Below are 12,097 nucleotides of genomic sequence, written 5' to 3'. Positions count from 1 at the left end.
GCCGGGGGACATCCGGAATCGGACCGAGGGGTCACCTGATGCTCGCCTTCTCACCCGTGCACGACGCGGTGGCTGCCGCCGGCGCCGCCGTCACCTGGCTCTCCGACGTGCTCGCGCCGCTGACCGGCGGGACGGCCACCGCCGCCGCCATCGTCCTGTTCACCATCGCCGTCCGGCTGCTGATCTCGCCGCTCACCCTGGCGCAGGTCCGTGGGGAGCGGCGCCGCGCGGCGCTCGCCCCCGAGGTCCGCCAGCTCCAGCAGCGGTACGCCGACGACCCCGCGCGGTTGCAGTCCGAGCTGTTCGGGCTCTACCGGCGGGCCGGCGCCAGTCCGGTCGCCGGCTGCCTGCCGGCGCTGCTCCAGGCGCCCTTCTTCCTGGTCATGTACCGGCTCTTCGCCACCGGTGAGGGCGGTGGCGGGCTGCTCGACGAGCGGCTGGGCGGGGTGCCGCTGGGCTGGCACCTGGGCGACGGGCTCTCCGGCCCGGTGGTGCTGGTCTTCGGGCTGCTGCTGGCGGCGCTGACCGGCCTGGCCTGGTTCTCGTCCCGGCGGGCCAAGCGCGCCGCGGCGTCGACCGGCACGGTGGCCGGTACGCCGATCGAGGGACCGGGCGCGGCCACGCTCGGCCGGCTGATCCCGCTGCTGCCGTACGTCACCGTGCTGGTGGCGCTGGTGGTGCCGCTGGCGGCGGTGATCTACCTGGTGACCACCACGGCATGGACGGCGCTGGAACAGGTGACACTGCGCCGGCCGCAGCGGGATCCCATCGACAAGCGTTGACATCTGTCCGGCCGGCGGCGTACAAATCGCTGTCAGAGAGCGCTCTCTCGACCCGTCCCCCGCAGAGAGGCACCCCCGATGAACCCTGCCCCGGCGGCCTCCGCCGCCCCCCGTGCATCCCGGTCGCGCCGACGCCTCCCGCTGGCCGTCGCGCTGGCCGTCGCCACCACCGCGCTGACCGGCCTGACCGTGACCGCGCACGCCGCCGTCCCGCCGCCGCCGTCCGGCTGGAGCCTGATGTGGAGCGACGACTTCACCGGCTCCGCCGGCACCCTGCCGTCCTCGGCCAACTGGATCATCGACACCGGCACCAGCTACCCGGGTGGCCCGGCCAACTGGGGCACCGGCGAGATCCAGACGTACACCGCCAGCACCACCAACCTCGCCCACGACGGCGCCGGCAACCTGCGGATCACCCCGGTCCGCGACGGCGCCGGCCGGTGGACCTCGGCCCGGATCGAGACCGTCCGCACCGACTTCAAGCCGCCCGCCGGGGGAGTGCTCGCCATCGAGGGGCGGATCCAGATGCCCAACGTGACCGGCGCGCAGGCCGCCGGCTACTGGCCGGCGTTCTGGGCGCTCGGCTCGCCGTACCGGGGCAACTACCAGAACTGGCCCGGCGTCGGCGAGTTCGACGTGATGGAGAACGTCAACGGCCTGAACCAGGTCTGGGGCGTGCTGCACTGCGGGTACGCCCCGGGCGGCCCGTGCAACGAGTTCAACGGCCTCGGCAACTCCCGGGCCTGCCCCGGCAGCACCTGCCAGTCCGCCTTCCACACCTACCGCTTCGAGTGGGACGCCTCGGTCGCCCCGCAGCAACTGCGCTGGTACGTCGACGGGCAACTGTTCCACACCGTCGGCCAGAACCAGGTCGGCGAGCCGTACTGGACCCAGATGACCGGCCACGGGGGTTACTTCCTGCTGCTCAACGTCGCGATGGGTGGCTCGTTCCCGAACGGGGTGGCCGGCTACGCCACGCCGACCGCCTCGACCGTCTCCGGCCGGCCGATGCTGGTCGACTACGTGGCGGTCTACCGGCGGGGCACCTCCACGCCGCCGCCGACCACCCCGCCGCCGTCCGGCGGCATCGACGCGTACGGGACGATCCAGGCCGAGGCGTTCACCGCGCAGAACGGGGTGATCGTCGAGGCGTGCGCCGAGGGCGGGCAGAACATCGGCGCCGTGCGTAGCGGTGACTGGGTCCGCTACGACAACGTCGACTTCGGCGCGACCCCGCCCCGGGACTTCGTCGCCCGGGTGGCCTCCGGGGCGGCCGGCGGGGTGAGCGGGTTGGTCGAGGTGCGCCTGGACAGCCCGACCAGCGCGCCGATCGGCAGCTTCGCCATCGCCAACACCGGCGGCTGGCAGAGCTGGCGCTCGGTGCCCGGCAACGTCGCCGCGGCGACCGGGCGGCACACCGTCTACCTGACCTTCAGCAGCGGCCAGAGTGCCGACTTCGTCAACGTCAACTGGTTCACCTTCCGGCGCTGAGCGCGATCGGGGCCCGCGTCGATGGACGCGGGCCCCGATCGATGGGTCGACCACTCTGGACAGAATCAGTTAACAGTCTTAATAATAAGCGCGCACGTCGACATCCATGGATCGACCGCAGTCCGGAGGGTCGCATGACGCGTTCCAGAACCCTGCTCCTCTCCCTGGTCGCCGCGCTGGTCGCGACCCTCGGCGCGGCGTGGGTCGCGCTGCCCGCGTACGCGGCCGGGGCGACCGCCAGCTTCGTCAAGACCTCCGACTGGGGTAGCGGCTGGGAGGGGAAGTACACGATCACCAACGGCGGGGGCAGCACCATCTCGGGCTGGACGGTCTCCTTCGACCTGCCCGCCGGGAGCACCGTCGGCAGCTACTGGGACGCGCTGCTCACCAGCTCCGGCCAGCGGTACACCTTCACCAACCGGTCCTGGAACGGCACCGTCGCCCCGGGCGCCTCGGTGTCGTTCGGCTTCCTCGGGACCGGGACCGGCTCTCCGACCAACTGCCTGCTCAACGGGGCGCCCTGCGGTGGCGGCAGCACCCCGCCGAGCCCGACGCCCACCACCCCGACCCCGTCGCCCACCACCCCGGCGCCGACCACCCCGCCGCCCACGACCACCCCGCCGCCACCCACCGGCGCGCTGCCGAAGCACCTGCTCACCGGGTACTGGCACAACTTCGACAACCCGGCGGTCGAGCTGCGACTGCGCGACGTGCCCGCCGAGTACGACATCGTCGCCGTCGCCTTCGGCGAGGCCACCGCCACGCCCGGCGCGGTCGGGTTCGCCGTCGACCCCGGCCTGTCCGCCGCACTCGACGGCTACACCGACGCGCAGTTCACCGCCGACGTGCAGACCCTGCGCTCGCGCGGCCAGAAGGTGATCCTCTCCGTCGGCGGCGAGGCCGGCCGGGTCGCGGTCAACGACGCCACCTCGGCCGCCGCCTTCGCCGACACCGTCCACGCGCTGATCCAGCGGTACGGCTTCGACGGAGTCGACATCGACCTGGAGAACGGGCTCAACCCGACGTACATGGCCCAGGCGCTGCGCGCCCTGCGGGCGAAGGTCGGCGCCGGCCTGATCATCACGATGGCACCCCAGACCATCGACATGCAGTCGCCCACCACCGGCTACTTCAAGCTGGCGCTGGACATCCGGGACATCCTCACCGTGGTCAACACCCAGTTCTACAACTCCGGCGCGATGCTCGGCTGCGACCAGAACGCCGCGTACTCGCAGGGCACGGTGAACTTCATCGTCGCCCTGGCCTGCATCCAGCTGGAGGCGGGGCTGCGCCCCGACCAGGTCGGCCTGGGCCTGCCCGCCGGGCCGGGCGCCGCCGGCGGCGGCATCGTCGCGCCGAGCGTGGTCAACGCGGCCCTGGACTGCCTGGCCCGCGGCACCAACTGCGGCAGCTTCCGCCCGCCGCGCACCTACCCGGGCATCCGGGGCGCGATGACCTGGTCGGTGAACTGGGACGTCAGCAACGGCAACGGTTTCGCCCGCACCGTCAAGCCGCACCTGGCCACCCTGCCCTGACGGGCGTGGCCGGTCCGCCGTCCCGCGGACCGGCCACGCCGCACCACCCGGCCCACCCCGGCCGGTCCGTCCGCACCGCCGGCCCACCCCGGGCCGGCCAGTCCGCACCCGGCCCACCCCCCGGCCCGGCTCGTCCGCACCGCCGGCCCACCGCAGCGGCGGGCCGGTCCTCCCGCACCACCGACCCGCCCCCTGCGGGCCGGCGACCCCGCCCACCCCCGGGCGGTCCCCCACCACAGGTCCCTGGAGGCCACCGTGAAACTCCGCTCTCCACGCGCGGCGACGTTCGCCGTCGCGCTCGCCGCCGCCCTGGTCGCGGCCACCGTCGTGGCGCCACCGGCCGCGTCCGCCGCCACCGCCGCCTTCGTCCGCACCTCCAGCTGGGGCAGTGGGTACGAGGCGAAGTTCACCGTCACCAACGACAGCTCGGCCAGCATCAGCTCCTGGAACGTGCAGTTCGACCTGCCCGCCGGCAGCTCGCTCGGCACCTTCTGGGACGCCCGGCTGACCACCTCCGGCCAGCACGTCACCGCGGTGAACCAGTCCTGGAACGGCACCCTCGCCCCCGGTGCCAGCACCTCGTTCGGTTTCGTGGTCAGCGGTAACGGCGACCCGACCAACTGCACGGTCAACGGCGGCTCCTGCACCGGCGGAGGCGGCGGCAACCCGTCCGCCCCGGCCACCCCCGGCGGCCTGCGGGTCACCGGCACCACGGCCTCCTCGATCGCGCTGGCGTGGAACGCCGTCGGTGGCACGGTCACCGGCTACCGGGTGTACGAGGGCTCGACCGTCCGGGCCACCCTCACCGGCACCTCGACCACGGTCAGCGGGCTGGCCGCCTGCTCGGCGCACAGCTACACGGTGGCCGCGTACAACTCCGCCGGCGAGTCGGCGAAGTCCGCGCCGGTCTCGGCCACCACCACCGGCTGCACCGGCGGCACCGCCCCGATGGCCGCCGCGCCCTACCTCTACCCGGGCTGGGGCGACCCGCCCGCGCCGTCGACGGTGATGGGTGCGACCGGGATCAAGTGGTTCACCATCGCGTTCGTCCTCTCGGGCGGCGGCTGCACCCCGGCCTGGGACGGCAGCGGCCCGCTCACCGGCGGCGCGCACGCCAGCACCATCGCCGCTATCCGGGCCGCCGGCGGTGACGTGATCCCGTCCATCGGCGGGTGGAGCGGCAACAAGCTTGGCCCGAACTGCTCCTCCGCCGCCGCTCTGGCCGGCGCGTACCAGCAGGTGATCAACGCGTTCGGGCTGAAGGCCATCGACATCGACATCGAGAACAGCGACGAGTTCGAGAACGAGGTGGTGCAGGACCGGATCCTCGGCGCGCTGAAGATCGTCAAGCAGAACAACCCGGGGATCAAGACGATCGTCACCTTCGGCACCTCGACCACCGGGCCGAACTACTGGGGTACCCGCCTGATCAACCAGGCCGCCGCGCTCGGCGCGAACATCGACACCTTCACCATCATGCCGTTCGACTTCGGCGGCGGCGCGAACATGTACCAGAGCACGGTCAACGCCGCGGAGGGCCTGAGGAACGCGCTGAAGACCGCCTTCGGCTGGTCGGACGCCACCGCGTACGCGCACATGGGCATCTCCGGCATGAACGGCCTCTCCGACCAGCAGGAGCTGACCTCCCCGGCCACCTGGACGCAGATCCGGGACTGGGCCAAGGCGCGCGGCCTGTCCCGCTTCACCTTCTGGTCGGTCAACCGGGACCGCCCCTGCCCGGGTGGGGGAGTCGTCTCCAACTGCTCCGGCATCGCCCAGAACACCTGGGAGTTCACCTCGATCACCGCGAAGTACTGAGCGACGGCGTCGCGGTCAGCGACCGGTGGTCACCGACTGCCGGTCGCGCCGTGCCCGCCGCTTGCGGACCTTCTTCACCACCCAGCTCGCGATCATGACGGCGAAGACGGCGAAGATCGCGTAGTTGAACCAGCTGCTGTACCGGTCGACGTCCTCCCAGCGCGACCCGAGCGCGTAGCCCAGCCCCACGATCAGCGTGTTCCACACCCCGCTGCCCAGCGTGGTCAACAGCACGAACTCGCCCAGCGGCATCCGGTTCGCCCCGGCCGGGACCGACACCAGGCTGCGGACCACCGGCACCACTCGGCCGATCAGGACTGCCCACCGGCCGTACCGTTCGAACCAGCGGTCGGCCTTCTCCAGGTCGTCGGAATCCACCAGCGGGATGTGGTCCAGCCAGCGCTTCAACCGCTCCTCGCCGAGCGCCGCGCCGAGCCAGTAGAGCACCAGCGCGCCCAGCAGCGAGCCCGCCGTCGCGGCGAGCACGATCACCACCAGGTGGAACCGGCCCTCGCTGGCGAGGTAGCCGGCCATCGCCAGCACGACCTCGCTGGGGATCGGCGGGATGATGCTCTCCAGGGCCACCAGCAGCGCCACCCCGACCGCGCCCAGCGAGTCGATGACGCTCGCCACCCATCCGGTCAGCCCGGTGAACTGCGACGGGTCGACATTCTGGGCGAGCGCCATGGTCGTCCTTTCGCAGGTGCCGGGGATCGGACGGTGATACCCCGGACGGGCCCGCCCACACCTGCGGGTGAGGCGGGCCACGCTGATCCGGCGGTCAGTCCTCCGGGTGCACCGCGGTGTCGGCCGGGCCCTGCCGCCAGCCGCTGAACCGGACGGCGAGCCCCGCGCGCAGCGGCGCGCAGCAGAACGGGCCGGCCGTGGCCTCGGCCGCCGGTTCCAGCGGGGCGAGCCGGACCAGCCGCCACGGCTCGTCGTCAACCCGGGCCCGGATGGTCAGCGCGTCCCCGGCCCGGCTGACCCGGACGGTCACCTCCCGCCCCGCCCACTCCGGCACCGGCGCGAGCGACCAGTCGGAGAACTCCCGGGTCACCACCGCACCGAGTTGCAGCTCACCGTCGCTCAGCTCGACGCCGGTCTTCACCCAGGTGCGCTCGTCCACCCGGACCAGCACGCCGGCCTGGTCGAACTGCCCGGTGAGGTCGAGGGTGAAGCTCACCTCCATGGCACTGCCGACCGGTAGCGGTGCCAGCAGGGCCGGCCCGTTGTCGTGCACGAAGCCGTAGCTGGTCCGCCGCCAGAAGTCGCTCTCCGCCGCCGGCTCGACCACCAGTTCGCCCGCCGGGCCGCGATCGGCGCGCACCGGTGGGTGCAGCCACGTACCCCGGGTCCAGTCCAACGGTTCGCTCGGCGGTACCAGTCCGGTCTCCATGATCAGCACGGTACCGGTCGAAGCCGGGGCGGACCGGCCCTGCGGCGCCGGCCGGGTTTGCGGCGGCGATCGATCGGAGAAGTTCATCCGGCATGGGTGACAGGTGGTATTCCGAGGCCGTCGTCTACTGCCTCGACATCGACACGTACGCGGACTCCGACGGCGACGGGGTCGGTGACATCCGAGGGCTGATCGGCCGGCTCGACTACCTGGCCCGGCTCGGGGTGACCTGCCTGTGGCTGCACCCGATCCACCCGTCACCGAACCGGGACGACGGCTACGACGCCACCGACTTCTACAACGTGGACCCCCGCTTCGGCACCCTGGGCGACTTCGCGGAACTGCTGCACCAGGCGCAGAACCGGGGCATCCGGGTGATCATCGACCTGGTGGTCAACCACACCTCCGACGAGCACCCCTGGTTCCAGTCCGCCCGCTCCTCGCCCGACTCGCCGTACCGGGACTGGTACGTCTGGTCCGACACCGAGCCGGACGACCGGCACCAGGGCATGGTCTTCCCCGGCGAGCAGAACGAGACCTGGAGCTACGACCGCACCGCGAAGGCGTGGTACTACCACCGGTTCTACCCGTTCCAGCCGGACCTCAACTTCGCCAACCCGGAGGTCCGCGCGGAGATCAAGAAGGTGATGTCGTTCTGGCTCCAGCTCGGCGTCTCCGGTTTCCGGATGGACGCGGTGCCGTTCATCATCGAGCTGACCGAGCCCGGCAACCCCGACTCGCCCAAGGACTTCGAGTTCCTCACCGAGATGCGCCAGCACGTGCAGTGGCGGCGCGGCGACGCGGTCCTGCTGGCCGAGGCGAACGTCGAGCCGGACCAGCTGCCCACCTTCTTCGGCGACGCCGGCGGCTCCGGCAACCGGATCCACATGCTCTTCGACTTCATGCTCAACGGCCGGCTCATGCTGGCCCTGGCCCGGCAGGACCCGGAGCCGGTGATCGAGGCGCTGCGCGACACCCCGGCACTGCCCGCCGACGGCCAGTGGGCCACCTTCCTGCGCAACCACGACGAGATCGACCTCTCCCGGCTCACCGCCGAGCAGCGCAACCAGGTGTACGCCGAGTTCGGCCCGGACGAGGACATGCGGATCTACGACCGGGGCATCCGGCGCCGGCTGGCCCCGATGCTCGGCAACGACCGCCGCCGCATCGAGCTGGCGTACGCGTTGCAGTTCTCGCTGCGCGGCACGCCGGTGCTGCGCTACGGCGAGGAGATCGGCATGGGCGAGGACCTGTCGCTGCCCGGCCGGGAGGCCATCCGCACCCCGATGCAGTGGTCGTACAAGCCGAACGCGGGGTTCTCCACCGCCGACCCGGAAAAGCTGGTCCGGCCCGTGATCGACAAGGGCGAGTTCAGCTACGAGAAGGTCAACGTGACCGCCCAGCGCCGTGACCCGAAGTCGCTGCTGGGTTGGTTCGAGCGGATGATCCGTACGCTGCGCGAGGCCCCCGAGATCGGCTCGGGCGCGACGACGCACATCGATGTGCCGATGCCGGCCGGGGTGCTGGCGCACCGCGCCGACGGGCCGACCGGGACGATGGTCTTCCTGCACAACCTGGGCACCGAGGACGTCGAGGTCGACCTGAGCATGCTCGCGCCCGAGGCGGACCTGCCGAATGACGTCCTCGCCGACCGGGGCTACGGCGAGGTGGGCAAGCTGGACAACCTCAAGCTGGCCGGCTACGGCTACCGCTGGATCCGGCTCTGCCGGGGCGAGGCGGTCTGACCCTCCCGCCCGACCGCAGCCCGGGCCCGGCGGTGTCCGATGCGCTCGGCGACCCGGCCCGCGTCCGACGGCGCGGACCGCCGTTGCGGGCCGGTCCGGGTGGGCGTACCCCTGGGTTAAGCTCCTTCGATCGAGCCACAAGTTACCGGGAGGTAATCATGTCGGAGGAGCCCCGCGTCGCCATCGTGACCGGAGCCGCGCGCGGCATCGGCGCGGCCACCGCCCGCCGGCTGGCCGCCGACGGCATGGCCGTCGCCGTGGTCGACATCGACGAGTCGGCGACGAAGGAGACCGTGGACGCGATCGCCGCCGACGGCGGCCGAGCGCTCGGGGTCGGCGCCGACGTGTCCGACCGGGCCCAGGTCGAGGCGGCCGTCGAGCGGATCGCCGCCGAGCTGGGCGGGCCGACCGTGCTGGTCAACAACGCCGGCGTGCTCCGCGACAACCTGCTGTTCAAGATGTCCGACGCCGACTGGGACACGGTGCTGGGCGTGCACCTGCGGGGCGCGTTCCTGTTCAGCCAGGCCGCGCAGAAGCACATGGTCGACCGGAAGTGGGGCCGGATCGTCAACCTCTCCAGCACGTCGGCGCTGGGCAACCGGGGCCAGGCGAACTACTCGGCGGCCAAGGCGGGCCTGCAGGGCTTCACCAAGACGCTCGCCATCGAGCTGGGCCCGTTCGGCGTGACGGTCAACGCGGTCGCGCCGGGCTTCATCGTCACCGACATGACCGCCGCGACCGCCGCCCGGATGAAGGTCGACTTCGAGGCGTTGCAGCAGCACGCCGCCGCCGAGATCCCGGTCCGCCGCTGCGGCCGCCCGGAGGACGTCGCCCACACCATCTCGTTCCTCGCCAGCGAGGGCGCGTCCTTCGTCTCCGGCCAGGTCATCTACGTGGCCGGCGGCCCCAAGTCCTGACCCCGCCCCCTCACCCCTCACCCCGCGAACTGGCCACTCTTTCCGAGAAAGAGTGGCCATTCCGGTTTCCATAGCCACTCTTTCTCTGAAAGTGCCGCCGCACGCGACCGGTGGTGGGGTCAGGTGGGGGTGTGGCGGGTGCGGTAGAGCCAGAGGAGGCCGAGGATGGGCAGGACGAGCGGGATGTAGCCGTAGCCGCTGCCGAATCCCGACCAGACCGTCTCGTCCGGGAAGAGTTCCTTGTCGACCAGGCTGAGCACGCCCACCCCGACGACCCCGATCAGCTCCACCGAGCAGCAGGCGAGCGCGACCCGGCGGCCGGCGTGGCCGGCGCGGGCCAGCCCGACGGCGGCGACGATGTAGATCACCGCCGCGAGCGCGGAGAGCAGGTACGCCACCGGCGCCTCGTCGAACTTCGTGGCGATCTGGAGCCCGGCCCGCGAGGTCGCGGCGATCGCGAAGAGCAGGTAGACCGCGATCAGTAGTCGACCCGGACCCTTGTTCGTGGCCTGTGCGGAGGTGCCGGTCTCAACCACCGAGGATCTCCCAGGTCTGCTGGAGCCGGACGACGACCACCGGGGTGACCAGGCAGATCGCGCAGACGATCGCCGAGCCCCAGCGGGTCGGCTCCATCCTGGCGAGCACCCAGGCCAGCGGCGGCAGGCAGACCAGCGTCACCAGGTAGCCGAAGAAGGCGCCGGGCTCGCCCGGCCGCTCGCCGCCGCCGAGCGCGACCAGCGCCGCCACCGCCAGCGCGAGCAGCGCCACCTCCAGCACCGCCAGGCCGACGAACTGGAGCCGGTCCGGCGCGCGGTGGCGCAGCGTCGCCACCAGGCTCCAGAGCGCGAGTACGAGCGACAGCACGATCGGTGCCGTCGCGAGGATCCCGTCCACCGGCGAGCCGGCTGAGGCTGCGCTGATCATCGCGGGCACACCGTCGGAGTCTCGGTCACCGGCACAGCCTACTAACCGTCGTAGTAATCGCCCTCGCCCCGGTCGCTCGGCCAGGTCGGCCGGACGGGCCCGGCCGCGGACGACTAGGTTGGATCACGCCACGGCACCGCCGTGGCGGACGACGACACCGGGGGTACTCGTGCTGCGGTTCGGCTTGTTTGGCACCGGTCACTGGGCGGCGGAGACGCACGCCGCCGCGATCGACGCGCACCCGCGCGCCGAACTGGTCGGGGTCTGGGGACGTAACCCGGAGCGGGCCGCCAAGCTGGCCGACCGGCACGGCGTACCGGCGTTCGGCGACGTCGACGCGCTGCTGGACGAGTGCGACGCGATCGCCGTGGCGCTCCCGCCCGACATCCAGGCGGACCTCGCCGTACGCGCCGCCATCGCGGGCCGGCACCTGCTGCTGGACAAGCCGCTGGCGCTCACCCTCGCCGACGCCGACCGGGTGGTCGCCGCCGCCCAGCAGTCCGGGGTGGCCTCGGTGGTCTTCTTCACCCAGCGTTACCACCCGAACGTCACCGGCTTCCTCGCCTCGACCGCCGCGGCCGGCGGCTGGCAGCACGCGCGGGCGACCATGTTCGCCTCGATCTACCAGCCCGGCAGCCCGTACGGGGACTCGCAGTGGCGGATCGAGCACGGCGCACTCTGGGACATCGGTCCACACGCGCTGTCGATCATCCTGCCGGTGCTCGGCCGGGTCACCCGGGTGGCCGCGATGAACGGCCCGAGCGGCCTGGTCCACCTGCTGCTCACCCACGTCGGCGGCGCCACCAGCGCGATCTCGCTCACCCTGGACGCGCCTCGTGAGGCGACGACCCGCGACTTCGTCTTCTTCGGCGAGAACGGCACCGAGACGGTGCCGCCGGGCGACGGCGACGCCATCAGCGCCTTCGGCACGGCGATCGACCAGCTTCTCGAGGAGATCGACGCCGGCACCCGGGATCACCGCTGCGACGTGCGCTTCGGTCGGGAGGTGGTGGAGATCCTGTCCGCCGCCGAGGTCGCCCGCGCCGAGGGCCGCACCGTCGAGATCTGAGCCCCCCCTTGTCCGGTCGGGTCCCTGAGTCCGGCCGATCCTGACCGCAGCGGTGCGTGCCGGCCGGGCGTGTCGCCGGTCGCAGGGCATATGAGTCTTGAGCGATATACCTCTGAGGCATTTTTATGCCTCAGAGGTATCGCTCGCTGCGGAGAGTGGGGGTGGACGCTACCCTCCGTGGCCGGTGGCCGGTGGCCGGTGGCCGGTGGCCGGTGGCCGGTGGCCGGTGGCCCGCGGTCCCGGTGGCCGGTGGCCGGTGGCCCGCGGTCCCGGTGGCCGGTGGCCGGTGGCCCGCGGTCCCGGTGGCCGGTGGCCGGTGGCCCGCGGTCCCGGTGGCCCGGTGGCCCGCAGCCGGGTGGCCCGGTGGCCGATGGCCTGTGGCTCGTGGCCGCTGGCCCGGAGTCCGTAGCCGGGCGCCCG

General features: G+C 72.4%; 11 protein-coding genes. 7 read left to right on the top strand and 4 right to left on the bottom strand.

The features are described 5' to 3' along the window. Positions 1-38 precede the first annotated feature (38 nt). The 4 genes from V6U89_RS03105 (at position 39) to V6U89_RS03090 (ending at position 5,626) form a co-directional block, all read left to right on the top strand. Positions 39-782 (top strand): YidC/Oxa1 family membrane protein insertase, encoded by a 744-nt coding sequence (locus V6U89_RS03105; protein WP_334569062.1) that lies wholly within the window; start codon positions 39-41, stop codon positions 780-782. Positions 783-860: 78 nt separating this feature from the next. Then, positions 861-2,273, top strand: coding sequence for a carbohydrate-binding protein (locus tag V6U89_RS03100; RefSeq protein ID WP_334569061.1), 1,413 nt, complete (start codon positions 861-863; stop codon positions 2,271-2,273). 134 nt (positions 2,274-2,407) lie between these two features. Beyond that, positions 2,408-3,808 carry a chitinase gene (locus tag V6U89_RS03095; protein ID WP_334569060.1) on the top strand — a complete coding sequence of 467 codons (1,401 nt, stop codon included), beginning with the start codon at positions 2,408-2,410 and terminating at the stop codon, positions 3,806-3,808. A 255-nt stretch (positions 3,809-4,063) separates the two neighbouring features. Then, positions 4,064-5,626 carry a cellulose binding domain-containing protein gene (locus V6U89_RS03090; protein ID WP_334569059.1) on the top strand — a complete coding sequence of 521 codons (1,563 nt, stop codon included), beginning with the start codon at positions 4,064-4,066 and terminating at the stop codon, positions 5,624-5,626. A 15-nt stretch (positions 5,627-5,641) separates the two neighbouring features. On the opposite strand, the gene V6U89_RS03085 is transcribed toward V6U89_RS03090, so the two are convergent. Beyond that, complete coding sequence (locus V6U89_RS03085) at positions 5,642-6,313, bottom strand: DedA family protein (RefSeq protein ID WP_334569057.1); 672 nt, start codon at positions 6,311-6,313, stop codon at positions 5,642-5,644. A gap of 94 nt (positions 6,314-6,407) precedes the next feature. Further along, entirely contained in the window at positions 6,408-7,022 is a 615-nt protein-coding gene (locus V6U89_RS03080; protein ID WP_334569055.1) for a DUF1349 domain-containing protein, read from the bottom strand. 92 nt (positions 7,023-7,114) lie between these two features. Here V6U89_RS03080 and V6U89_RS03075 point away from each other — a divergent pair, with 92 nt between their 5' ends. After that, entirely contained in the window at positions 7,115-8,767 is a 1,653-nt protein-coding gene (locus V6U89_RS03075) for an alpha-amylase family protein (protein WP_334569053.1), read from the top strand. A gap of 158 nt (positions 8,768-8,925) precedes the next feature. Continuing rightward, positions 8,926-9,684 carry a 3-oxoacyl-ACP reductase FabG gene (gene fabG, locus V6U89_RS03070; RefSeq protein ID WP_334569052.1) on the top strand — a complete coding sequence of 253 codons (759 nt, stop codon included), beginning with the start codon at positions 8,926-8,928 and terminating at the stop codon, positions 9,682-9,684. 119 nt (positions 9,685-9,803) lie between these two features. Here the strand turns inward: fabG and V6U89_RS03065 are convergent, their stop codons facing one another. Together V6U89_RS03065 and V6U89_RS03060 are read right to left on the bottom strand one after the other, a co-directional pair. After that, positions 9,804-10,220: a hypothetical protein gene (locus tag V6U89_RS03065; RefSeq protein WP_334569051.1), complete on the bottom strand. Its 417-nt coding sequence runs from the start codon at positions 10,218-10,220 to the stop codon at positions 9,804-9,806. Next, the gene (locus V6U89_RS03060) at positions 10,213-10,608 is read right to left on the bottom strand and encodes a hypothetical protein (RefSeq protein ID WP_334569050.1); all 396 of its coding nucleotides are present in this window, start codon (positions 10,606-10,608) and stop codon (positions 10,213-10,215) included. Before V6U89_RS03060 ends, V6U89_RS03065 begins: the two co-directional genes overlap by 8 nt. A 169-nt stretch (positions 10,609-10,777) precedes the next feature. Between V6U89_RS03060 and V6U89_RS03055 the strand changes: the two genes are divergently transcribed. Beyond that, positions 10,778-11,677, top strand: a complete 900-nt coding sequence (locus V6U89_RS03055; RefSeq protein ID WP_334569049.1) for a Gfo/Idh/MocA family protein — start codon at positions 10,778-10,780, stop codon at positions 11,675-11,677. Positions 11,678-12,097: the final 420 nt, after the last annotated feature.

Source organism: Micromonospora sp. CPCC 206171, from assembly GCF_036906755.1.
GTDB lineage: Bacteria > Actinomycetota > Actinomycetes > Mycobacteriales > Micromonosporaceae > Micromonospora > Micromonospora purpureochromogenes.
The sequence above is the reverse complement of the archived record's forward strand: the minus strand, read 5'-3'. Positions and strand labels throughout refer to the sequence as shown.

Bases quoted from the DNA above. Each gene is read 5' to 3' on its own strand.
- V6U89_RS03105 (WP_334569062.1), top strand. From the start codon at position 39: ATGCTCGCCTTCTCACCCGTGCACGACGCGGTGGCTGCCGCCGGCGCC.
- V6U89_RS03100 (WP_334569061.1), top strand. From the start codon at position 861: ATGAACCCTGCCCCGGCGGCCTCCGCCGCCCCCCGTGCATCCCGGTCG.
- V6U89_RS03095 (WP_334569060.1), top strand. From the start codon at position 2,408: ATGACGCGTTCCAGAACCCTGCTCCTCTCCCTGGTCGCCGCGCTGGTC.
- V6U89_RS03085 (WP_334569057.1), bottom strand. From the start codon at position 6,313: ATGGCGCTCGCCCAGAATGTCGACCCGTCGCAGTTCACCGGGCTGACC.
- V6U89_RS03080 (WP_334569055.1), bottom strand. From the start codon at position 7,022: ATGGAGACCGGACTGGTACCGCCGAGCGAACCGTTGGACTGGACCCGG.
- V6U89_RS03075 (WP_334569053.1), top strand. From the start codon at position 7,115: ATGGGTGACAGGTGGTATTCCGAGGCCGTCGTCTACTGCCTCGACATC.
- fabG (WP_334569052.1), top strand. From the start codon at position 8,926: ATGTCGGAGGAGCCCCGCGTCGCCATCGTGACCGGAGCCGCGCGCGGC.
- V6U89_RS03060 (WP_334569050.1), bottom strand. From the start codon at position 10,608: ATGATCAGCGCAGCCTCAGCCGGCTCGCCGGTGGACGGGATCCTCGCG.